Here is a 21,056-nt window from a genome sequence, read left to right as displayed (position 1 = left end):
CTGTACGGCGCCGGGCGCCCCGGAGGTTCCGCTCCCGCCCCGTCCAGGGGGCCGGGTTGGTAGCGTCGGCGAGCGTGCGGGATCGGTATGCGGCGGTGTTGCCGTCCTGGTGGCGAGCGGTGTCCGGGGCTTGCGCGCTCGGCGCGGCGGGAGCCGTCCCGTTCCTGGACGCGGGCTGGACCGCACGGGCGGCCATCCTCGCCTTGCTCCTCGTCCAGGGAGCCGCGGCGGGATGGCTGATGCGCGACCGCCCGGAGGCCGCGCTCGCGGTGACGGCCGCCGCGGGCGCCGGGATCCAGGCGCTCGGGCCCGAGCTGGGCCCCGGCATCCTCTTCGTGGTGCTGTGCGCGTTCGCGTGGCTGCGTCCCGCGCGGACCTCGCTGTGGGGCATGGGCGCCGTCGCCGCCGTGACCGCCGCCGTCGCCGCCGCGCAGGACCGGCTGGTCGCCCTGTGGCCCATCGCCGCCCTGCTCGCCTGGAGCTGGGGCGCGCTCGGACGCGCGGAAGCGGCGCGGCGGCACGCCGAGGCCCGGCGCGCGGCCGTGGAGGAGCGGGCGCGCATCGGGCGGGAGCTGCACGACGTCCTCTCCCACACCGTGTCCGTCATGGTCGTGCAGGCCGCCGCCGCGGACGACGTGTTCGACGCGAACCCCGGGCTCGCGCGGCGGGCCGTCCGGAACCTGGAGGCCGAGGGGCGGCAGGCGCTCGCGGAACTGCGGCACTTCCTGCGGTCGGTCCGGGACGCCGACGGCGGCGAGCCGGACGGGTCCGTCCCCGGCCTGGGAGACTTGGACCGGCTCGCCGCCTCCGTCACCGGCGCCGGGCTGCGGGTCCGGATCCAGCGGGAGGGGATGGCCGAGGTGCGGGTTCCGTCCGGCGTGGGCCTCGCGGTCTACCGGATCGTCCAGGAGGCGCTGACGAACGCGCTGCGGCACGCCCGCGCGGGCCGCGCCGACGTGGTGCTGCGGTACGCGGGCGGGCGCCTCGACGTCGACGTCCGCGACGACGGCCCCGGCGCCCTCACGGCCCCCGGCGGCCCGGGTTCCGAGGCGGCGGGGCTCGCCGGGAGCGGGCAGGGCATCGCCGGGATGCGGGAGCGCGCCCTGCTGCTCGGCGGCACGTTCGAGGCCGGCCCCGACCCGGACGGCGGGTTCCGGGTGCGGGCGTCGCTGCCGGTCGGGGAGGCCGGGTGACGATCCGCGTGCTGGTCGCCGACGACCAGGACCTCGTCCGCGCCGGGTTCAGCATGATCATCGAGGCGCGGGACGACCTCACCGTCGTCGGCGAGGCCGGGGACGGCGAGTCCGCCGTCCGCGCGGCCGAGCGGCTGCGCCCCGACGTCGTGCTGATGGACGTCCGGATGCCCGGCGTCGACGGCATCGCCGCCACCCGGCGCATCACCGCGTCCGCCGACCCGCCCAAGGTGATCATCCTGACGACGTTCGACCTGGACGAGCCGCTCTACGCGGCGCTCCGGGCGGGCGCCGCCGGGTTCCTGCTCAAGGACGTCCGGCCGGACGACCTGGCCGAGGCGATCCGGGTCGTCGCGCGCGGCGACGCGCTGCTCGCGCCGTCGGTGACCCGGCGGCTGCTCGACCGGTTCACCGCGACCGAGCCGCGCGCGCCCGTCCGGCCGGAGGCGCTCGCGGAGCTGACCGACCGCGAGATGCAGACGCTGGAGCTCGTGGCGCGCGCCGCGTCCAACGCCGAGATCGCGGCGCGGCTCGTCGTCACCGAGGCGACGGTGAAGACGCACGTGTCGAGCATCCTGCGCAAGCTCGGCCTGCGGGACCGCGTGCAGGCGGTCGTCCTCGCCTACGACCTCGGCCTGGTCCGCCCCCGCCCCTCCGCCTAGGAACCCGCGTTCCGGGGCGGGTCTCCGACGAAAGTCGCAGGGCGGAGACCGATCCATCGTTGGAAGCGCCCCGGGCCGCGCGTTCCTAGCGTTGGCGGCATGACGAAGCAGCGTTCTGAGACGGCCCCGCCTTCGAGGACGGCCCCGCGGTCGCGGCGGGCGGCGTGGACGCTGGTCCTGGTCGCGCCCGCGGTCGCCGAGCTCACCCTCGGCACCGTCCCGGTCCGGATGTTCTGGCTGGTGCTGCTCTACGTGCCCGTCTACGGCGCCGGGGTGCTGCTGATCCGGGAGCTGGTCCGCCGCTTCGGGGGCGGGTGGAGCAGCGTCCTGGCGATGGGCCTGGTGTACGGGCTGGTCGAGGAGGGGCTGGCGCTGCAGAGCCTGACCAGCCCGCACCTGTACGGCGCGGCGGACTGGGGGCCGCGCCCCTTCGGCGTCAACGCCCCGTACGCGGAGCTGAACCTGCCGTACCACGCGGTGTTCAGCGTCCTCATCCCGATCGTGCTCGTGGAGCTGGTGTTCCGCCGCCACGGCCGGGCCGCCTACCTGCGGCGCGGCGGCCTGGTCGTCACGGGTCTCGTCGCGGCCCTCGGGGCGCTGCTGCTCCGCGTCTCGGTCCCGCCGTCCGAGGACCCGCACTACGCGCTGCCCGGCGGGGCCGCGCTGATCATCCTCGCGCTGTGCGCGGCGCTGACCGTCCTGGCCCTGGGCGTTCTGCCCCGCCTGCCCCGCCCGCCGCTGCGGGGCGCCCTGCCTGCGCCCCGGGTGCTCAGCATCGTCTGCGGCGCCGCGTCGTTCGGGTATCTCGCCCTGCTGTTCCCGTTCGCCGGCGCCGACCACTCCGCCTTCGTCCCGCGCTCGTGGACGCCCGTCCCGATGGCCGCCGCCGCGCTCCTCGCTGCCGCGACCGCCGTCTTCCTGCGCCGGGCGGGCGGCTGGACGGACCGCCACCGCCTCGCCGCGATCTCCGGCGCCCTCGTCGCGCACACCGCGTTCGGGCTGGTCGCGAACACCGGGAACGTCCCCGACGCACTCGGCCTGATCGTCGTCGCCGCCGCGATGGTCGCCCTACTCGCCGCCCTCGGCCGCCGCCTCGCCGCACCCGGACCGGCCCGCCCGGCTCACACCACCCGGGAGACCTTGTAGGCGATGCCGCCCTCGACGAGGTAGCCCGTCCCCACGCAGACGGCGTCGTTCAGCCACGCGTACCGCTCGGCGCCCGTCTCGAAGAGCGGGGTCGTCCTGAAGTAGTAGCGGGACGGGTCGACGCGGTGCCGGGTGGCGGTGTCGGCCATCTCGTCGCGCAGCTCCGGCGGGGTGGTGTAGCGGCCGCCGTAGGTCATGTGCACGAGGGCTCCGTCGTCGGTGCGCAGCGCGAGCCGGACGTCCAGGCACATCGTCCCGCCGGGACGGAACAGCGCCCAGTCACCGCCACCCGGCAGCACCTCGCCGCGCAGGCGGGGTCCCTCGAAGGCGCCGCCCGCGGCGCCGAACAGGACGCGCCGCCCGGCCGGTCCCCTGCCGAAGTCCAGCGGCGGGTCCAGGTCGACCACGATGTCGAACAGGAGCTCCGTCCGGATCTCCCCGACGTCCTTCACACGCGGGTCCGCGAGCATGCGCCATCACCTTTCCCGGTCGCGGAACAGGCGGCGCCGGACGGCGTCGGCCGAGACGCCGGACTGCGCGCACAGCTCCGCGAGGTCGAAGAAGAAGTACTCACCGGCGATCAGATCGTCCTTGAACGCGAACCGGATGAACACCGGCAGCTCGGCGCGGCGCCCGCTGGGCTCGACGCCGAACCGGGTGCCGGTGAGGGTCATCCGGGCCGTCCCCCAGCAGACCAGGGCGTCGCGGTTCGCGGCATGCCCCTGCAAGGCGACGTCGTAGTCCGGGAACGAGGCGAAGAACCGGCGCAGCGCCGCCGCGTTCTCCGCCGGGCCGCGCGCGGTCGTCCCGAAGGCCGGGCTCTCCAGCACCATCTCCGGGTGCAGCAGCGCCATGGCCGCGGGCACGTCGTGGCGGCTCTTGGCGGTGGCCAGCGCCTCCGCCAGCTCGACCATGCGATCGGGGTCCATGCCCGCTCCTCTCCCGCCGACGAGAAAACAATACGATCGATCGTACGTATAGGCAATCTGGCACGATGGACCCGATGAGCGAGGACGACCTCCCGGCCGACGGCCGGCTGCTGCGCGGTGCGCGGACCCGGAAGACCGTCACCCGGCACGCCGTCGACGTCGCCTCCGCCGAGGGGCTCGACGGCCTCAGCCTCGGCCGCCTCGCCACCGACCTGCGGATGAGCAAGAGCGGCATCCAGACCCTGTTCCGGTCCAAGGAGAACCTGCACCTCGCGACCGTCGAGGCGGCCCGCGAGCTGTTCGTCGACGCGGTCGTGCGCCCCGCGCAGTCCGCCCCGCCCGGCGCGGCCCGGCTGCGCGCGCTCGTCGCGAACTGGATCGACTACGCCGAGAAGCCGCTGTTCACCGGCGGATGCTTCTGGGCGGCGAACCTCCCCGACTTCGACAGCAGGCCCGGCCCCGTCCGCGACGCCCTGGCCCGCCAGCACCGGGACTGGCTGGCCCTCCTCGCCGCCGAGTACCGCCGCGCGGCGGCCGCGGGCGAGATCGCGCCGCTCGACGCCGACCTGGCCGCCTTCCAGACCGACGCCGTCCTCACCGCCGCCAACACCGCCCTGCGCCTGGACGAGCCCGGCGCGACCGCCCTGGCCCGCCGCGCGATCGACGGCCTCCTCGCCCCTCCCTGACCCGCCGGACGATCTCCCGGCAGAACTTTCACGATTCGCGGAACGAAGCTGTCCGCATTGTCCGCGAGGCTTGCACCATGACCTCGAACACCAGCGGAACGCGCGCCGTGACGGCCCGTGAAATCCAGATCACCTTCGACTGCGCCGACCCGGCCGCCCTGGCCGCGTTCTGGGCCGAGGCCCTCGGCTACCGGCTCCAGGACCCGCCCGGCGACTTCCGGACCTGGGACGAGGCCCTCGACGCGATGGGCGTGCCGCCCGAGCGCCGCAACGACGCCTCTGCGGTCGTCGACCCGGCGGGCGACGGGCCGCGCCTGTTCTTCCAGCGCGTCCCGGAGTCCAAGCAGGTCAAGAACCGCGTCCACCTCGACGTGCGGGCGGCGCCCGGCCTCACGGGCGACGCGCGGATGGCGGCCCTGGAGACGGAGGCGGGGCGGCTCGTCGCGCACGGCGCCTCCCGCCTCCAGCGGTTCGAGCCCGCTCCCCCGCTCGGCGCCGGCCACATCATCATGGCCGACCCCGAAGGCAACGAGTTCTGCCTCGACTGACCCGCGTCAACCGGGGCGGCGGGGGCGTCCGCGCTAGGCGCCGGGTGCCGTGGCCGGACGGTCCTGCGGCGCCCAGGAGAGCAGGATGCGAAGCGCGTCGTCGGACGGCGTCCCCGGCTCGGCGGTGAGGACCATGAGCCGCTGGCCGCTGCCGTCCGGGCTGTTCCAGGTGTCGCAGTCGAGCGTGAGGTCGCCGACCACGGGGTGCCGGTAGCGCTTCGTGCCGTGGCCCGCGGAGTTGACGCGGTGCTCGGCCCACCAGGTGCGGAAGTCGGCGTCCTGGACGGAGAGCTCCCCGACGAGCCGCGCGAGCTCGGGGTCGTCGGGGTCCTTCGCCGCCTCCATACGCAGGGCCGCGACGGCGTCGCGGGCGTCGTGCCGCCACTCCAGGTGCATGCCGCGGATGCCCGGGTCGGTGAACATCAGGCGGACGTAGTTGCGCTCACCGGCGGGCACCCGGGCGAAGTCGGTGTAGAGGGCGGCGGCCGCGTCGTTCCACGCCAGGACGTCCATCCGCTTGCCGAGCACGACCGCCGGCGTCCCCGGGAGCCGGTCGAGCAGGCGCCGCACCGCCGGCCGCACCCTCTGCACGGCGCGGCGGCGGCGCGGCCGGGCGTCGGTCTTGCCCGCGATCTCGTAGAGGTAGGTCTGCTGGTCCTCGTCCAGGCGCAGCGCGTCGGCGAGGGTCTTGAGCACCCCGGCGGACGCCCGGACACGGCCCTGCTCCAGCCGGGTGTAGTAGTCGACGCTGATCGCGGCGAGCCGCGCGACCTCCTCGCGGCGCAGGCCCGCGACCTTGCGGCGCCCGTCGTCCTCGGGCAGGCCCACGTCGCGCGGCGTGAGCTGGGCCCGGCGCGCCTTGAGGAAGACCCCGAGGTCCCCGGCCTGCGATGAAGCGGTCATACCGTCCATTGTCGGCGGACGGGGGACGCGTTGGGAGGGCAGGATCCTTCCCAGGCAAGAACCCGCCTCTTACGGGCGCCTCATGGGAGCGCCACCGTGGAACCACGCCGCCGGAATCACCGGCGGCGGCCCCACGAAGCACTGGAGCGTCCCATGAAGATCGACGTCGCCTTCGACAGCAACGGCATCACCCTCGCCGGTCACCTCCACCTGCCCGACACCCCTGCCGACCGCCCGTGGCCGGGCGTGGTCGTCGGCCATCCCGGCACCGGCGTGAAGGAGCAGACCGCGGGACTCTACGCGTCCCGGCTCGCCGCCCGGGGCTTCGCGGCCCTCGCCTTCGACGCCGCCTACCAGGGCGAGAGCGGCGGCGAACCCCGCGGTCTCGAGGACCCGGCCCAGCGCGTCGAGGACCTCAAGGCCGCCGTCTCGTTCCTCACCACGCGCCCCGAGATCGACGCCGGACGCATCGGCGCGCTCGGCATCTGCGCCTCCGGCGGCTACGTCCTGCCCGCCACCGCCGGCGACCACCGCGTCCGGGCCGTCGCCACCGTCAGCGCCGTCGACATCGCCCGCCAGTTCCGGCTCGGCGCCGACGGCACCCAGGACCCGGCCGTCTTCCAGGGCATGCTCGACGCCGCGGCCGTCGCCCGCACCACCGCCGCGCGCGGCGAGGACCCGGGCGCGCTGCCCCTGTTCCCCGCCACCGCCGAGGAGGCGCGCCGGCTCGGCGGCGAGCACGGCGCCGAAGGCTTCGACTACTACCGGACCCCACGCGCCGCGCACCCGCGCTCGGCGACGGCCCTCACCTGGTCCAGCGTCGACAGGATCGCCGCCTTCGACGCCTTCGCGCCCGTCCCGCTGATCGGCCCGCGCCCGCTGCTGATGATCGTCGGGACCCGCGCCGTCACGTCCTGGATGAGCGTCGAGGCGTTCCAGAAGGCCACCGGACCCAAGGAGATCCACTGGATCGACGGCGCGAGCCACGTCGACCTCTACGACAGGGAGCGCCACGTCGGGCCGGCGGTGGAGAAGCTCGCCGCGTTCTTCACCGCCGCGCTCGCCGAGCCCCAGGCGCGGGCCGCCTAGCCGGGGGCGTCAGCGGACGACGTCGAACACGTTCTTCTGGATGCCGTTCGCGTACGCCTCGTGCTCGACGAGCTTCAGCTTCTGCGCGTCCTTGTCGGTGCCGCTGAACAGCCGCTTGCCCGCGCCGAGCAGCACCGGGAAGACGAGCAGGTGGTAGCGGTCGATGAGGCCCGCGTCGGAGAGGTCCCGGTTGAGGGTGGCGCTGCCGTGGACGATGATCGGGCCGCCGTCGGTCTCCTTCAGCGCGGCGACCTCGTCCAGCGAGCGCAGGATCGTGGTCTCGCCCCAGTCGGAGACGAGGTCATCGTCGGTGAGGGTGGTGGAGACGACGTACTTCGGCATGACCTTGTAGTCGGCGAACTCCGCCATGCCCGGCCAGACGGGGCTGAACGCCTCGTAGCTGACCCGGCCCATCATCATCGCGGCGGCCTCCTTCTGCTCCCGGCCCTTGAGCTCGTACGCCTCCGGGAGGAACTCGATGTCCTTGAAGGTCCATCCGGAGTTGCGGTACTCCGGCTCGCCGCCGGGACCCTCGACGACGCCGTCGAGCGAGACGAAAGCGGTGCTGATCAGAGTGCGCATCTGGGATCTCCCGAGCCTCTCGTGATGGTTCTCAACGGGCGGACGGGATCACGTCCGCCCTGGGGCCATTCGCCCCACCTTGACAGACCGCCCGCCGGTTCAGAACTCATCGCCGCCGAAGACCACTTCCGGCCGCCCGCACTCCGGTAGGTCGCTACTCGGAGTCCGGCGCCGCGCTCTTCAGGACGTCCAGCGCGTCCGCCTTCACGATGACCGCCTTACCCGGCACACCCCGCACCAGACCACGCACCCGCCTCCGGCACTGAGGAGCGCCGCCGGGTTCAGTGGGAGGGGCGGACGAAGACGCCTCGGCCGCGCACGCCGATCACTTCGCCGGACTCGCGAAGGATGCGGATGGCATCTGAGACGGTGCGGGAGGATATGTCGAATTCCTCGGCGAACTCGCGTGCCGTGGGCAGCTTCGTGCCGGGCTGGTACTTCCCGGTTGCGATTCGCTCGCGGATCACCGCCACGAGCTGATCCCGCAGCGCTTCGATGCCGTCCAGGCTGGCCATAGCGCTACGGTACGGCGCTGATCACAATGGTTCTGTTCGCTTCATTTCGCTTCTGTTCCTATGTCTGCGTAACTCTGCAAGACTTTGACCAGGCAAGGAAGCGCCCCGGCCGGACGTTGCACCGTCAGGCCGGGGCTAGGACCGGACGCCCCAGGAGGCGAACGACCCATGACACCCGATGCTAGGGCGCGGCTTGAGGCGCTCGGGACCGTTCTGCGCGCGCACGGGCTGAGCGCGTGGTTCACGCCGGACGGCCTTCATGTGGAGAACCCGGACGCGGACGGCTGCTGCACCGTCCACCCCTGCCTCGTCCTGACCGTGGAACCCCGCCCAGAGGACGCGGGGCGGCCGTGGTTCTGGACGGGGTGGCGCCATCCGGTCGCGGAGGCGGACCGGGTGGCGGATGCCGTCCTCGCGATCAAGGGCCTGCTGGACGGGGCGCCGGGAGCGGCCCCGTGACCGCGCTCGTGACGGCGGCGATCGCGCTCGCCGCGGCGGTGTCGGCGAGCTGGGCGACCGCGCTCACCGTCGGCCGCCGCCCCAGGTACGTCGGCAGGCACCGCGCGCCGTTCTAGCGCTCGTTGGCGAGGGTCCGGACGGCGTCGGCTATGGCGGGACGGAGTTCGTCCAGGGAGTGGTCGGGGCCGAGGAGCATGCGCCTGATCTGGGGCATCGCCAGGGGCCAGGCGACCAGGCCCAGGGTGAGGAGCATCAGGGTGGCCGGGTCGCCGGAGGCGCTCGCCGCGGCGTCGGCCTTGTCCCGGTAGTGGGCCGTCCGGGCCGCCTCGTCGGGGACGGGGCCGTCGCCGAGTTCGAGCGCCTCCCACAGCAGCAGGCGCAGCGCCCCGGGATGGTCGCGGTGGTAGTCGAACAGCCGCTCGGCATAGGCGCCGAGGTCGCCGCCGTCCGCCGGGACCGCCGCGGCGAGGTCGGTCATGAGGCGTTCGAGGACGGCGGCGAAGAGCCGGTTCTTGTCGCCGAAGTAGTCGTAGATGGCCCGCTTGTTGGCCTCGGCGTTCGCGGCGATGCGGTCGACGCGGGCGCCGGCGACACCGTGCTCGGCGAACTCGGCGGACGCCGCCGCGAGGATGCGCTCCCGGGTCGCGGCTGAGTCGTAGCCCATGGCCCGCATTCTAACGAACCGGTTCGTTTGACGCGGGCCGCGACTGTACTCCAAGATCGAACCAACCAGTTCGTTCGATTGGAGGACCGGATGGTCGCAGTACGCGCGCCGGCGGCACGGCCGGCGCTGTTCACGGCGATGGCGGTGTGCAGCGGCGCCGCCGTCGCCAACGTCTACCTCGCCCAGCCGCTGCTGGACCTGTTCGCTCGCGGGCTCGGCGTCTCACCTGCGGCGGCCGGAACCGTCGTCACCTGCGCACAGTTCGGGTACGCGGGCGGCATCCTGTTCCTGGTGCCGCTCGGTGACGCGCGCCGCCGCAGGCCCCTGCTGGCCGCGATGCTGGGCGTCACCGTCGCGATGCTGCTGGCGGCAGCGGCGGCGCCCGGCCTCGGTGTGCTCGCCGCGGCGACGGCTCTGGCCTGCGGTGCGACGGTCGTGCCGCAGGTGCTGGTTCCGCTGGCCGCCGAACTGGCGCCGCCCGAGAGGCGGGCCGGCGTCGTCGCCAACGTCCAGATCGGCCTGATGACCGGCATCATCGGCGCGCGGGTCGTGGGCGGCGTCATCGGCGAGGCGCTGGGCTGGCGGTCCGTCTACCTTCTGGCGGCCCTCCTGACCGGCCTGGCGGGTCTGGTCACCGTGTGGCTGCTTCCCGCGGAGAGCGAGCGCGGCGGCGCGTCCTACGGACGGCTTCTGGCGTCACTGCCAGGACTGGTGCGGCGAGAGCCCGCACTGCGGCACGCCTGCCTTCTGCACGGCGCCTTGTTCGGCGCCTACACCGCCACCTGGACGACGCTGGTGCTCGTCCTGACGCACGAGCCGTACGGCTACAGCAGCGCGGAGGCCGGGTTGTTCGGCCTGCTCGGATTGTCCGGAACGGTCGGGGCGCCATGGGCGGGCCGGTTCGTCGACCGGCGCGGGCCGACCCCGATCCTGGCGGCGTCGGCCGTGCTGACGCTGGTCGCCGCCGGGGCCTACGCCGCCGGGCGCGCCGTCCTGGCGTGCATGGTGGCGGCCATCCTGCTGGGCAACCTCGCCGTCCAATGGAGTCAGCTCGCCAACCAGGCGCGCATCTTCGCGCGCGTCCCGGACGCGCGCAGCCGCGCCAACACCGTCTACATGGTCGCGGCGTTCCTGAGCGGCGCCGTCTCCGCGGCGCTGGCGAGCGCCGTCTACGGCTCGTACGGATGGGGCGGCGTCTGCACCGTGCAGGCCCTGCTCGCCCTCGCCGGGCTGGCGGTGGTTCCCGCCGTCCGGCGCCACGACTCGAAAGGATCGTCATGACCTTCCCCGCCATGCCCGCAGCCGTCCTGCGCTTCTTCGCGGCCTCGCAGGAGGGCGACGCCGCGGCCTGGGCGTCCGCCTTCGCCGAGGACGGCGCGTTCCATGACCCGGTCGGGCAGCCGCCGATCGTCGGCCGGGACGCGATCCGCGGCTTCATCGCCTCGGTGCTGCCGAGGTTCCGGCCCTTCCTCGGGCTGACCCCGGTGGAGGCCCACACGGTGGGCCGGTCCGTCGCCGTCTCCTGGCGCGGCGCGGCCGTCTCGCTGTCGGGGGCGCCCGTCAACTGGTCGGGCATCAACGTCTACGAACTGGACGGCGACGGCCTCATCCGCGAGGCGCGTGCCTATTTCGACCAGAGGATCTTCCAAGCACAGCTCGGCTGACGCGGAGAGCACCGCGCGCCGTTGCGCTCGTTGAGTTGTGGCGTGCTGCCCTTCGGGCGGATCGCGTAAGCGCAACACGCCACAGGTCAACGCTCGAAGTGGGCGGCGGTCTCCGCGTCGGCCGGGTAGTAGGACTCGATGGCGACCTCGTCGAGGGTGATGTCCTGCGGGGTGCCGAACGTGGTGATGGTGGAGAAGAGGCGCAGCTCGCGGCCGGAGTGGCGGACGATCATCTGGATGACGACGTCGGAGTCGGCAGGAGGGTCGTCCGGGCCGGGTTCGAGGAGTTCCTCGTAGAGGGCGGCCAGGCCGGGGTCCGGGGCGGCGGCGAGCTGGCGCCGGACCCGGGAGCGGAACACCGCGCGGACGTCGGCCATGTTGACGACGAGGCGGGCGAGCCCGCGCGGGTCCAGGCCGAGCCGCAGCAGGTTGACGGGCGGCCGGAGCAGCTCCGGGTCGACCTCGGCGAGGAACGGCTCGACGGCGGCGTTGGTCATGACGATGTTCCAGCTGCGGTCGAACGCCAGCGCCGGGTACGGCTCGTGCGCGCGGAGCACGCGTTCGACGGCGTTCCGGGCGGCGGACAGCGCGGCGTCGTCGAGCGGCCGTTCGGCGTACCGGGGCGCGAAACCGGCCGCGAGCAGCAGCCGGTTGCGGTCGCGCAGCGGCACGTCGAGCTGGTCGGCGAGCCTCAGCACCATGTCGGCGCTCGGGTTGGAGCGGCCCGTCTCGACGAGGCTGACGTGCCGCGCCGACACGTCGGCCGCGATCGCGAGGTCGAGCTGGCTGAGCCGCCGGCGATGCCGCCACTGCCGCAGGAGCTCCCCGACCGTGTGCACGGTTCCCGAGCGTACTCATCGTGGCGCCGGACGCCATGAAATGGGATTTCATCGACAATCCGCAGCCGCCGCGGAAACACTGCGGCCATGACGAACAAGGACACCGTTCAGCGGGCACTGTCGGAACTGATCGCGACCGGCAGCACCGCCGGGCTCGCGCCGCTGCTCAGCGACGACTTCATCCACCACAGGCCGGACGCGACCTCCTCGACCAAGACCGAATGGCTCGCCAACGTGCAGGCGGCGCTCACCCCGCTCGCCGATATGCAGGTCGAGATCCGGCACCTGCTGGCCGACGGGGACCACGTGGTGCTGCACACGCGGCGCCGGCTGCCGGACGGCGGGCCGGAGATCGCGGTCGTCGACATCTGGCGGGTCGACGGCGGGCTGATCGCCGAGGCGTGGGAGATCATCGAGCCGACCGCCCACGCCGCGGCCAACCTCACCTGGTGGGAGCCCGCCGCCGCCCGGTGACCCGCTGGGCGGGGCCGGCGGTCACAGCTCGAACTCGGCGGGCGGCAGGCCGACGGCGAAGCACGCCTCGCGGACGACGGCCTTCTCCGCGTCGTCGAAGTCGCCGTCGGCGCCGCCGATGACGATGCCGATCTGGATGACGGCGCGGGCCTCGGCGGGCTTCTTCTTCACCTTGCCGATGTCCTGGAGGACCGCGACCTTGCCGAAGTCGAAGTCGGCGGTGAGCTTGGCCACGTAGTCGTTGAAGCGGCGCTGCAGGTCGTCGGCGGGGAAGTTCTGCAGCACCTCGTTGCCCATGATGAGCGACGCGGTGCGCTGCCGCTCGGCCGGGTCCACGTCGCCGTCGGCCGCCGCGACCAGCGCGCACATCGCCATGCTCGCGTCGCGGAACGCTCCGCTCGTCAGTTCGTTCTTCTTGTTGAGCAGCTGCGTCTGCATCGTCTGGGTCGACTCGCGGAGCCTGTTCCAGAGAGCCATCGCTTCCCTTCCCATCGCCGTGCGGACGGTCCGCACCTTCTTCTACAACTGTAGTAATTGAGGGAAGGTTCCCGGGCGCGGAACGAGGGCGGGGCCGCCGTCGGCCCCGCCCTCGGAAAGCGGCGTCTCAGGCCCGCAGGCCGCTCACGTAGTCGGCGAACCGCTCGTCCACCTCTTCGGCGGTCAGGCCGAAGTCCTCCAGCGAGTAGCGGTGCGCGGGCTTCGCGGCGCTCGTGGTGCTCTCGCCGTGCAGGCGCGCCATCGCCGTCCGGGCCTCGCCGGTGAACGGCAGCCCGAAGTGCGCGTAGACGCCCTCGACCGTGCCGATCGGGTCGCGGACGAAGTCGTCGTAGTGCACGTCCGCGAACCGCGCCTGGTCGTGCCGGGCCCGCTCGGCGCGGAACGCCTCCAGGCCGCGGCTCCACAGGTCGAGCTGGTCCCGGCCGATCGTCGCGCCGGTGAAGACGTCCGACCAGCCGGCGGTGGCGTGCGCGGCGAGGCTGCACATGGACGCCATGGCGGTGCGCGGCGTCCGGTGCGTCTGGACGATCAGCGCGTCCGGGTAGACCTCCAGCAGCGCGTCGAGCGCGAACAGGTGGCTCGGGTTCTTCAGCACCCAGCGGCGGCCGGGGTCGTTCATGCCGATGAGCTGGAGGTTGCGGCGGTGCCGGGCGTAGGCGGGCGTCCAGTCCTGCCCGGCGAGCCAGGACGAGTACGTCGGCAGGTGCGCCAGGCACTCGAACGAGATCGACAGCATGTTCTGGCGGAGGAGCTGCCAGCACTCCTCGACGGAGTCCGCCGAGATGTAGTGGACGCCCATGAACTCCGGGTTCTCGACGTGGTGCTTGCGGTACGCGGCGTCGATCGCCTGGTAGAGCGGGTCGTCCGCCCAGGTCTCGCGGGGCGGGCGCGGCTGCGGGATCTCCGCGAGCCACAGGTCGAGGCCCTGGTGGGCGGGGTCGGCGGTGAGCAGCCGGTGCAGCGCCGTCGTGCCGGTGCGGGGCAGGCCGGTGACGAAGATCGGCCGCTCGATCGGCACGTCCGCGTACCCGGGGTGCTTCTTCCAGGCGGCCTCGGAGAACTGCCGGGCGGCGAGGGCGCCGCGCAGCATCGCGCGCTGCGCCTTGTTCCCGGCCGGGGTGAGGCCGGCGTCCTTCGCCAGCGAGTCGAGCAGGACCTCCAGCCCGCCGAGGTAGTCGTCGTCACCGAACTCCGTCATGCCGGTGACCTTGCTCGCGGACGCGTGGAGGTCCTCGACGGTCCCCACGCTGTCGCGGCCTGCGCTCATCGCTGTGCCTTCCTCAACAGGGCGCCTTCCTAGTGGTGCCACTCGCCGGAGTTGACGTCCAGGCATTGCCCGGTGACCGCGCGCGCCAGCGGCGACAGCATGAACACGACGGCGTCGGCGACCTCATCCGGTTCCGGGAGTTTCCGCAGGTCGGTGGTGGCGGCGTTCTCGTCGTACACCTGCTGCGTCGGGACGCCGCGCTTCTCGGCGAGGTGGTTGAAATACCACTGGAGGTTGTCGGCCCAGATGTAGCCGGGCGCGATGGTGTTGACGCGGATGCCGCGCGGCCCGAGCTCGGTGGACAGGTTCTGCGTCATCGCCAGCAGCGCGGCCTTCGCCATCTTGTAGGCGCCGAAGGTGCGCCGCGAGTGCCGCAGCACCGCCGAGTTGATCATCACGACGGAGCCGCCGCGCTCCTCCAGGGCGGGGACGAGCAGCTTCGTCAGGCGCAGCGCGGCGAGCACGTTCGTCTCGAACCCGGCGCGCACCGCGTCGATGTCGACCTTCATCAGGTCCCGCAGCGGCGGCGTCGCGAACGCGTTGTTGACGAGGCCGTCGACCCGTCCGAACGACGCGACGGCGGTCTCGGCGAGCCGTTCGCACGCCGCGGCGTCGTTGATGTCGGTCGGGACGGTGACGGCGCGGCGGCCGAGGTCCTCGACCTCCTTGGCGACCTCGGCGAGCCGGGTCTCGTTGCGCGCGGCGAGGACGACGTCGGCGCCGGCCTTGGCGCACTGGAGCGCGAGGCCGCGGCCGAGCCCGGGGCCGACGCCCGACACGACGACGACCTTGTCCTTGAGCAGTTCGGAACCCATCAGCCGAGCATCCTCCGCGCCACGGCGACCTGGCGGGCCGCGATCCGTTCCTTCCACTCCCCCGGGGTGACGCGCTGGGCCTCGTAGTGCGGCAGGACGCGCGGCAGCTCGTCGAACTTGACGATCTCGGCGGTCGGGCCGTCGGCGGGGGTGAGGTCGCGGGTGAGCCGCTGCCAGCGGAACTGCAGGTAGCCGCGGCTGTGGCCGGTCCGCTCGATCCAGTTGGCGAGGCCGGGGTCGCGCTCGCTGACCACGTAGCGGATCTTGCCGTCCGGGTCCACGCGGGCCTGGTCGCGGGTGAGGCTCGTCTGGTGGTTGATGTAGTCGAGCGAGATGTACCACATGCTGCCGAGCTGGAAGCCCATGTACGGCGCCACGGACGGGTCGGCGGCGGGCGCGGTGATGACCATGACCTCGTCGTCGGCCAGGTCGTAGTGCCCGACGGACGAGAACTGCGTCGCGAGGCCACCGGGCGTCGCGCGCGGTTCGGTCAGCGTGTTGACCGGCAGCTTCAGGTAGTGCCACTCCGGGAACGCCAGGAAGGTCTTGATCCGGGACACCAGCATCTTCCCGGCCACCGCGTACCGCCGCGCCATCTTGGACGACGGGACGGGCTCCGGGGACGTCCCGAGGGTGTCGGCGCGGTGGATGCGGATCTCGCCGGGCCGGTCGTTGTCCCAGTCGGAGAACACCTCGCGGACGATCAGCATCGCCGAGCCGGGCGCGAGCGCGACGTAGTCGTCCCCCTCGCCGTCCTTCGGCGGGCCGAACCGCACCCGGAAGCTCCCGTCCTCGCCGATCGTCAGCTTGCGGTCGTCGAACGCGGTGAGGCTGTCGGGCGACTGCGTCGGCGAGTAGTCGCCGTTCATGATCTGGAAGCTGAGGTCGGCGGTGGTGCCGCGGCGGCCGGTGACGACGTACTCGGCGTCGTCCCTGAGGTAGGCGTGGAAGTACAGCGTGTCCGGGTTGTCCAGGCCCAGCTTGGTGTAGGGGCCGGTGGACGAGGCGAAGTACGGGTGGTCGTGCTGGTAGGCGCCGACCATGTGCAGCGACGCCTTGATGCTGCCGGCGAGGTAGTCCAGGCCCTCGGCGAGGTCCTGGTCCGTCTTGACGAACGGCGCGTTGCGGATGATCTGCTCGGCCTCGACGATCGCGTCGGCGAACGGGCGCGTCGCGGCGTCGGAACGGTCTGTTGCGTCGGTGGCCACCGGGCTCTCCTGGGGACGCGGGATCGGCGCGTGCGCGGGGCGCTGCTCGCGCGCATCGGACCGGACGGTAGAACGCGTTCTATGTGCGGGTCAACGAACGGGTCCCGATCACCGGGAGCCGGGCACCGGCGTGGTGAACTTCAGGCTCGGGACGTCGTCGAGCGACACCATGTACTCGTACGTCCGCTTGTGCCCGGTCCTCTCCACCAGCCAGCGGCCGTCCTCGCCGCGCCGGTAGACGTCGCGGTAGAACGCGGCGCCCCGGATGAGCAGCCGGTGCTCCGGGATGATGATCGTGTCGTCGAGGGACCAGACGCCGGTCGCCCGGTCGCCGTCGATGTCGATCTCCGGGGCGCCCGCGGTGTGCGCGCTGATCTTGTCGTCGCCCAGGTTGCCGCGCATGTACTCGACGATCGCGTCCCGCCCCTCCAGGCGGAGGGTCTTGCGGAGCACGGGGGCGTCGTACTCGGCGACGGCGCCGGGGAGGAACAGCCCGGCGAACTCGTCCCACTGCTTGAGGTCGACGCAGCGCAGGTAGCGGTGCTTGAGCCGGCGGATCTCTTCCAGGGCTTCCAGGTCCATGCGAGACAGCCTGACCGGTCCGCCCGCGCAAGACAAGAACACGTTCTAAAAATCCCCGGACGCGGCGGCCCGCGCCGCGCGCCGGCGGCGCTGCTCCGCCACGTCGGCGACCGGGGCCGAGAGCAGGAGCGTGCGGGTGTACGGGTGCTCGTGGGCCGCGGTGACCTGTGCGGACTCGCCCGTCTCGACGATCCGGCCGCGGTGGATCACCGCGACGCGGTGGCTCATGGAGCGCACCACCGACAGGTCGTGCGAGACGAACAGGTAGGCGACGGCGGTCTCCTCCTGGATCTCCAGCAGCAGGTCGAGGATGGTGCGCCGGGTCGTGAGGTCGAGCGCGGACACGGGCTCGTCGCAGACGATCAGCCGCGGCCGCAGCGCGAGCGCGCGGGCGATGGCGATCCGCTGCCGCTGCCCGCCGGAGAACTCGCGCGGGAGCCGGTGCGCGGCGCCGGCGGGCAGGTGGACGCGGTCGAGCAGCGCGGCGATGCGGGCGCGGGTGCCGCGCGCGTCGCCGCCCTGCGCGATGAGCGGCTCGGCGAGGGTGTCGCCGATCGTCAGCGACGGGTTCAGCGACGTGTACGGGTCCTGGAAGATCACCTGGAGGTCGCGGCTGAGCGCGCGGCGGCGGGCGGCGGTCGCGGTGTCGATGCGCTCCCCGTCGAAGACGACCGTGCCGGACGCGACCGGGACGAGGCCGAGGATCGCCCGGCCGATCGTCGTCTTCCCCGAGCCGGACTCGCCGACGAGGCCGAGCGTCTCGGCGGGCCGGACGTCCAGGTCGACGCCCTTCAGCACCTCGGTGCGGGCGCGCCGCCGCCCGCCCGGGAAGGACACGCGCACGTCGCGCAGCGACAGCAGCGGGCCAGTAGGTGACGCGGTGGTGCTCACGCGGTCTCGCTCCTCGCTTCGACGGGCCGCCAGGGCGGGCGCGGGGGCGCGTCGTCCAGCACGGCGTCCAGCAGCCTGCGGGTGTAGGGGTCGCGCGGGTCCCGCAGGACCCGGTCGGTGGGGCCGGTCTCGACGATCCGCCCGCCGTTCATCACCGCGACGCGGTCGCAGAGGTCGGCGACGACGCCGAGGTCATGGGTGACGAGCAGGACGCCGAGGCCGCGCTCGGCCTGGAGGCGGCGCAGCAGGTCCAGGACGTCGGCCTGGACGCGGACGTCCAGCGCGGTGGTGGGCTCGTCGGCGACGAGCAGCGCCGGGTCGCAGGACATCGCCCCGGCGATGAGCACCCGCTGCGCCATCCCGCCGGAGATCTGGTGCGGGAAGCGGCGCAGCACCCGCTCGGGCTCGGGGATCTCGACCATGCGGAGCAGGTCGAGGGCGCGCTCGGCGGCCTGCCTGCGGGACAGGCCCATGACGTGCCGCATCGGCTCGGTGAGCTGGCTGCCGATGGTGAACGCCGGGTCGAGGTTGCTCATCGGCTCCTGCGGGACGTACGCGACGGTCGTCCCGCGCAGCCTGCGGTGCCGCCGCTCGGACAGCCCGGCGACCTCCTGGCCTGCGACGATCACGCTGCCGCGGGTGACCCGCCCGCCGTCCGGCAGGATCCCGAGCACCGAGAACGCGGTCTGCGTCTTCCCGGACCCGGACTCGCCGACCAGCCCGACGATCTCGCCCGGCCGGACGTCCAGGTCGATGCCGTGGACGACCTCGGCCTCGGAGCCGTCGGGACGCGCGTAGGCGACGGCCAGCCCGCGGATCGACAGCAGATCGGCGCGGTCGTCCCCGGGGACGTCCCCCGCCGGGGCCTCGACCGGAGCCGGGGCTGCGGCGGCACGGCGGCGGCGCCGGGCGGGCGGCGTGCCGGTGCGGTCCTCCAACGCGTCCCGCAGCGCGGTGGCCAGCAGGACCAGGGCGCCGGTCGTCACGCCGAGGGCGAGGCCCGGCCACAGCAGCAGCATCGGGGCGCGCTGGATGTTCTGGAACGCCTCGTTCAGCATCGCGCCCCAGGTCGCGGCGGAGCCGCTGCCGACGCCGAGGAACTCCAGGCCCGCCTGCAGGCCGATGGCCAGCCCCGCGACCAGTGCGATCTGGATGATGACGGGCCCGCGCACCACGATCAGCACGTGCCGGGCGACGATCCGGAGGTCGGACAGCCCGGACACCCGCGCCGCGTCCACGTACGGTTCGCCGCGCACGTCGGCGACGATGCCGCGCACCAGCCGGAAGAACGACGGCGCGACGAGGAACCCGAGGACGACCATCAGGACCCACACGTTCGAGCCGAGGACGGCGCGGGACGCGAGCAGCACCACCATCGCGGGCAGCGCCATCACCAGGTCGGCCGTCCAGCTCGCGGCGGCGTCGAACCCGCCTCCGCGGTACCCCGCGTACAGGCCCGCGGGGACGCCGAGCACCAGCGCGATCGCCACGCTGACGACCGCGCCGCCGAGCGTGCCGCGACCGCCGTACAGCAGGCGGGACAGGATGTCGCGGCCCGCGGAGTCCATCCCGAGCGGGTGCCCGCCGCTCGGCCCGTCGAAGGCGTGGGCGAGCGACGCGGCCTGCGGGCCCTGCGGCGCGAGCAGCGGCGCCAGCACCGCGGCCACCACGAGCAGCGCCAGCAGCAGCAGCGACGCTGCGCCGAGCGGGTTGCGGACCAGCCGGCCGAACGCGCCCCGGCGGCGGACGCCCTCGGTCGCCCCCTCGGTCACGCCCTCGGTCACACCGGTGGTCACTCCCCCGGTCACGCCCTCGGTCATGACCGCCTCGCCTTCGGGTTCAGCCAGCCGATCAGCACGTCGGTGACCAGGTTGATCAGGACGACGCCGACGACGGTGAGCATGACGAGCGCCATGACCACCGGGATGTCGCCGCGCGAGGTGTAGGTGACGGTCATGCCGCCGATGCCGGGCAGCCCGAAGATCTGCTCGACCAGCACCGCGCCGCCGAGCAGCCCGACGAACTGCATGCCGAGCAGCACCAGCGCCGGCGCGGACGCGTTGCGCAGCACGTGCTTGAACACGATCCGCGGCGCGGACAGGCCGCGGGCGCGCAGCGTCCGGACGTAGTCCTGGCGCAGGACGTCGATGACGGCGCCGCGCACCTGCTGCGAGACGCCCGCGACGGACGCGATCGACAGCGACGCCACCGGCAGCGTGATCGTGGACAGCCAGCCGCCGGGCGACTCGGCGAACGGGGTGTAGCCGATCGCGGGGAACCAGTCCAGCTTCACCGCGAACACCAGCACGAGGACGAGCGTCACCAGGAAGCCCGGCAGCGCGTACCCGGCGACGCCGAGCACCTGCACGAACCGGTCGACGGCGCCGCGCCGCACCCCGGCCCACACGCCCAGCAGGAACGACACGACGGCGGTGACGAGCGTGACGCCCACCATCAGGCTGACGGTCACCGGCAGCCGGTTGGCGATCGCCTGCGTGACGTCCTCGCTGGTGAACCAGGACGCGCCGAGGTCGCCGCGGACGGCGTGCGACAGCCAGTCGGCGTACTGGACGGGCACGGGCCGGTCGAGGCCGAGCGCGGCGTTCTTCGCGTCGACCGCCGCCTGGTCCGCGCTCTGCCCGAGCAGCTGCCGCCCGACGTCGTTGTCCGGGATCGACAGCAGCAGGTACGACAGCAGGGAGATGACGAACAGGAGCACCGCTCCCCCGGCCAGCCTCCGCACGACGAACCTCAGCATCGGCCTCCTCCTTCTCCGTCCCCGTCCTCGGCCCCGGCCCCGTCCCCGGCGTGGGCCGCCCCGGCCGCGTCGGCGGCCGGGACCGCGACCGCGTCCGGGGGCGCGAGGAGCCGCATCACGTCGGCGATCGGCTGCTCCATGTCCATCGAGCGGTCCACGAGCCACTGCATCTGGACGCCGTCGGCGACCGCGACGAACAGCGCCGCGAGCCGGTCGGGCGGGACGTCCGAGCGCATCCGCCCCTCGTCCATGCGGGCGCGCAGGAACGCGGCGACCTGGCCGCGGATCAGCGGGTACCGCTCCGCGAAGTGGCCGTGCGCGGGATGCCGCGGGTCGCCGGCCGCCGCCGCCATCGACACGAACAGCTCCACGAGCCCGGGCGTGGACGTCCCCTCCCGGACGATCCGCCGGTAGGTCTCCGGGGTGTGGTCCGGATGCCGGAGGCGGGCCGTCTCGTCGCGCATCCGGAGCACCTGCGCCAAGAGGTCCTCCTTGGACTCGAAGTAGTGCATCAGGCCGGGCAGGCTGAGGCCGCACCGGTCCGCGACCTTGCGCAGGGAGGTCCCCCGGTACCCCTCCGCCGCGAAGACCTCCAGCGCGGCCAGGAGGATCTCCTTGCGCTTGGCCTGGCCCTTCTCGTACGGCCCCCGTCTCGCCATGGCGGTGTCGGCTCGCGCTTGCGCC

26 protein-coding genes are annotated in these 21,056 nt (G+C 73.4%); 10 read left to right on the top strand and 16 right to left on the bottom strand.

Translation table 11 applies throughout. The annotated features are described in order from the left end of the window. The first annotated feature begins 74 nt into the window (after window positions 1–74). From ABT299_RS32920 to ABT299_RS32910, 3 genes are all read left to right on the top strand, one after another. The gene (locus tag ABT299_RS32920; protein WP_500253118.1) at window positions 75–1,193 is read left to right on the top strand and encodes a sensor histidine kinase; all 1,119 of its coding nucleotides are present in this window, start codon (window positions 75–77) and stop codon (window positions 1,191–1,193) included. Next, window positions 1,190–1,855, top strand: a complete 666-nt coding sequence (locus ABT299_RS32915; protein WP_190866937.1) for a response regulator — start codon at window positions 1,190–1,192, stop codon at window positions 1,853–1,855. Before ABT299_RS32920 ends, ABT299_RS32915 begins: the two co-directional genes overlap by 4 nt. A 99-nt stretch (window positions 1,856–1,954) precedes the next feature. After that, entirely contained in the window at window positions 1,955–3,001 is a 1,047-nt protein-coding gene (locus ABT299_RS32910) for an AF_0692 family protein (RefSeq protein ID WP_500253117.1), read from the top strand. Here ABT299_RS32910 and ABT299_RS32905 read toward each other — a convergent pair. Next, the gene (locus ABT299_RS32905) at window positions 2,977–3,471 is read right to left on the bottom strand and encodes a DUF3237 domain-containing protein (protein ID WP_500253116.1); all 495 of its coding nucleotides are present in this window, start codon (window positions 3,469–3,471) and stop codon (window positions 2,977–2,979) included. The genes ABT299_RS32910 and ABT299_RS32905 overlap by 25 nt on opposite strands. Window positions 3,472–3,477: 6 nt before the next feature. Continuing rightward, window positions 3,478–3,930, bottom strand: coding sequence for an ester cyclase (locus ABT299_RS32900; RefSeq protein WP_500253115.1), 453 nt, complete (start codon window positions 3,928–3,930; stop codon window positions 3,478–3,480). A gap of 74 nt (window positions 3,931–4,004) precedes the next feature. Between ABT299_RS32900 and ABT299_RS32895 the strand changes: the two genes are divergently transcribed. Together ABT299_RS32895 and ABT299_RS32890 are read left to right on the top strand one after the other, a co-directional pair. After that, on the top strand, window positions 4,005–4,616 hold the full coding sequence (locus ABT299_RS32895; RefSeq protein ID WP_387030830.1) for a TetR/AcrR family transcriptional regulator: 612 nt from the start codon (window positions 4,005–4,007) through the stop codon (window positions 4,614–4,616). A 77-nt stretch (window positions 4,617–4,693) separates the two neighbouring features. Further along, window positions 4,694–5,164: a VOC family protein gene (locus ABT299_RS32890; RefSeq protein ID WP_500253114.1), complete on the top strand. Its 471-nt coding sequence runs from the start codon at window positions 4,694–4,696 to the stop codon at window positions 5,162–5,164. A 33-nt stretch (window positions 5,165–5,197) separates the two neighbouring features. Here ABT299_RS32890 and ABT299_RS32885 read toward each other — a convergent pair whose 3' ends face one another. Next, window positions 5,198–6,067: a helix-turn-helix domain-containing protein gene (locus tag ABT299_RS32885; RefSeq protein ID WP_500253113.1), complete on the bottom strand. Its 870-nt coding sequence runs from the start codon at window positions 6,065–6,067 to the stop codon at window positions 5,198–5,200. A gap of 153 nt (window positions 6,068–6,220) precedes the next feature. Here ABT299_RS32885 and ABT299_RS32880 point away from each other — a divergent pair, with 153 nt between their 5' ends. Further along, window positions 6,221–7,156, top strand: a complete 936-nt coding sequence (locus ABT299_RS32880) for an alpha/beta hydrolase (RefSeq protein WP_500253112.1) — start codon at window positions 6,221–6,223, stop codon at window positions 7,154–7,156. A 9-nt stretch (window positions 7,157–7,165) separates the two neighbouring features. Here ABT299_RS32880 and ABT299_RS32875 read toward each other — a convergent pair whose 3' ends face one another. Both ABT299_RS32875 and ABT299_RS32870 read right to left on the bottom strand, forming a co-directional pair. Next, window positions 7,166–7,738, bottom strand: coding sequence for a dihydrofolate reductase family protein (locus ABT299_RS32875; RefSeq protein ID WP_500253111.1), 573 nt, complete (start codon window positions 7,736–7,738; stop codon window positions 7,166–7,168). Window positions 7,739–8,019: 281 nt separating this feature from the next. Further along, window positions 8,020–8,253, bottom strand: coding sequence for a winged helix-turn-helix domain-containing protein (locus ABT299_RS32870; RefSeq protein ID WP_387030845.1), 234 nt, complete (start codon window positions 8,251–8,253; stop codon window positions 8,020–8,022). 168 nt (window positions 8,254–8,421) lie between these two features. Between ABT299_RS32870 and ABT299_RS32865 the strand changes: the two genes are divergently transcribed. Continuing rightward, window positions 8,422–8,712, top strand: a complete 291-nt coding sequence (locus tag ABT299_RS32865; protein ID WP_387030846.1) for a hypothetical protein — start codon at window positions 8,422–8,424, stop codon at window positions 8,710–8,712. Between the two features lie 112 nt (window positions 8,713–8,824). Here ABT299_RS32865 and ABT299_RS32860 read toward each other — a convergent pair whose 3' ends face one another. After that, window positions 8,825–9,376, bottom strand: coding sequence for a TetR/AcrR family transcriptional regulator (locus ABT299_RS32860; protein WP_433142898.1), 552 nt, complete (start codon window positions 9,374–9,376; stop codon window positions 8,825–8,827). Window positions 9,377–9,466: 90 nt separating this feature from the next. Between ABT299_RS32860 and ABT299_RS32855 the strand changes: the two genes are divergently transcribed. Next, window positions 9,467–10,657, top strand: coding sequence for an MFS transporter (locus ABT299_RS32855; protein ID WP_500253110.1), 1,191 nt, complete (start codon window positions 9,467–9,469; stop codon window positions 10,655–10,657). Then, entirely contained in the window at window positions 10,654–11,040 is a 387-nt protein-coding gene (locus ABT299_RS32850; RefSeq protein ID WP_500253109.1) for a nuclear transport factor 2 family protein, read from the top strand. Before ABT299_RS32855 ends, ABT299_RS32850 begins: the two co-directional genes overlap by 4 nt. Window positions 11,041–11,126: 86 nt before the next feature. Here ABT299_RS32850 and ABT299_RS32845 read toward each other — a convergent pair whose 3' ends face one another. Continuing rightward, a complete protein-coding gene (locus ABT299_RS32845; protein ID WP_500253108.1) occupies window positions 11,127–11,879 on the bottom strand; it encodes a helix-turn-helix domain-containing protein in 753 nt (250 codons plus the stop codon). 87 nt (window positions 11,880–11,966) lie between these two features. On the opposite strand from ABT299_RS32845, the gene ABT299_RS32840 reads away from it, so the two are divergent. Beyond that, on the top strand, window positions 11,967–12,353 hold the full coding sequence (locus ABT299_RS32840) for a nuclear transport factor 2 family protein (RefSeq protein ID WP_190866963.1): 387 nt from the start codon (window positions 11,967–11,969) through the stop codon (window positions 12,351–12,353). Window positions 12,354–12,374: 21 nt separating this feature from the next. On the opposite strand, the gene ABT299_RS32835 is transcribed toward ABT299_RS32840, so the two are convergent. The 9 genes from ABT299_RS32835 to ABT299_RS32795 form a co-directional block, all read right to left on the bottom strand. Further along, window positions 12,375–12,830 carry a tellurite resistance TerB family protein gene (locus tag ABT299_RS32835; RefSeq protein ID WP_190866965.1) on the bottom strand — a complete coding sequence of 152 codons (456 nt, stop codon included), beginning with the start codon at window positions 12,828–12,830 and terminating at the stop codon, window positions 12,375–12,377. Window positions 12,831–12,957: 127 nt separating this feature from the next. Further along, window positions 12,958–14,118, bottom strand: a complete 1,161-nt coding sequence (locus tag ABT299_RS32830; protein WP_500253107.1) for a sulfotransferase family protein — start codon at window positions 14,116–14,118, stop codon at window positions 12,958–12,960. Between the two features lie 29 nt (window positions 14,119–14,147). Beyond that, window positions 14,148–14,933: an SDR family oxidoreductase gene (locus ABT299_RS32825; protein ID WP_500253106.1), complete on the bottom strand. Its 786-nt coding sequence runs from the start codon at window positions 14,931–14,933 to the stop codon at window positions 14,148–14,150. Continuing rightward, on the bottom strand, window positions 14,933–16,141 hold the full coding sequence (locus ABT299_RS32820; protein ID WP_500253105.1) for a hypothetical protein: 1,209 nt from the start codon (window positions 16,139–16,141) through the stop codon (window positions 14,933–14,935). Before ABT299_RS32820 ends, ABT299_RS32825 begins: the two co-directional genes overlap by 1 nt. Window positions 16,142–16,249: 108 nt before the next feature. Next, window positions 16,250–16,723: a nuclear transport factor 2 family protein gene (locus tag ABT299_RS32815; RefSeq protein ID WP_387030864.1), complete on the bottom strand. Its 474-nt coding sequence runs from the start codon at window positions 16,721–16,723 to the stop codon at window positions 16,250–16,252. A 45-nt stretch (window positions 16,724–16,768) separates the two neighbouring features. Beyond that, window positions 16,769–17,614, bottom strand: a complete 846-nt coding sequence (locus ABT299_RS32810) for an ATP-binding cassette domain-containing protein (RefSeq protein WP_500253104.1) — start codon at window positions 17,612–17,614, stop codon at window positions 16,769–16,771. Further along, window positions 17,611–19,434: a dipeptide/oligopeptide/nickel ABC transporter permease/ATP-binding protein gene (locus tag ABT299_RS32805; protein ID WP_500253103.1), complete on the bottom strand. Its 1,824-nt coding sequence runs from the start codon at window positions 19,432–19,434 to the stop codon at window positions 17,611–17,613. The genes ABT299_RS32810 and ABT299_RS32805 overlap by 4 nt, the downstream gene beginning before the upstream one ends. Further along, window positions 19,431–20,372, bottom strand: a complete 942-nt coding sequence (locus tag ABT299_RS32800) for an ABC transporter permease (protein ID WP_500253102.1) — start codon at window positions 20,370–20,372, stop codon at window positions 19,431–19,433. Before ABT299_RS32800 ends, ABT299_RS32805 begins: the two co-directional genes overlap by 4 nt. After that, window positions 20,366–21,031 carry a TetR/AcrR family transcriptional regulator gene (locus tag ABT299_RS32795; protein ID WP_500253101.1) on the bottom strand — a complete coding sequence of 222 codons (666 nt, stop codon included), beginning with the start codon at window positions 21,029–21,031 and terminating at the stop codon, window positions 20,366–20,368. Before ABT299_RS32795 ends, ABT299_RS32800 begins: the two co-directional genes overlap by 7 nt. Window positions 21,032–21,056 lie beyond the last annotated feature (25 nt).

Source organism: Spirillospora sp. NPDC000708 (assembly GCF_040299565.1).
In the GTDB taxonomy this organism is placed as follows: Bacteria; Actinomycetota; Actinomycetes; order Streptosporangiales; family Streptosporangiaceae; genus Spirillospora.
Note: the sequence above shows the minus strand (reverse complement) of the source record. Positions and strands in the feature narration are given on the sequence as shown.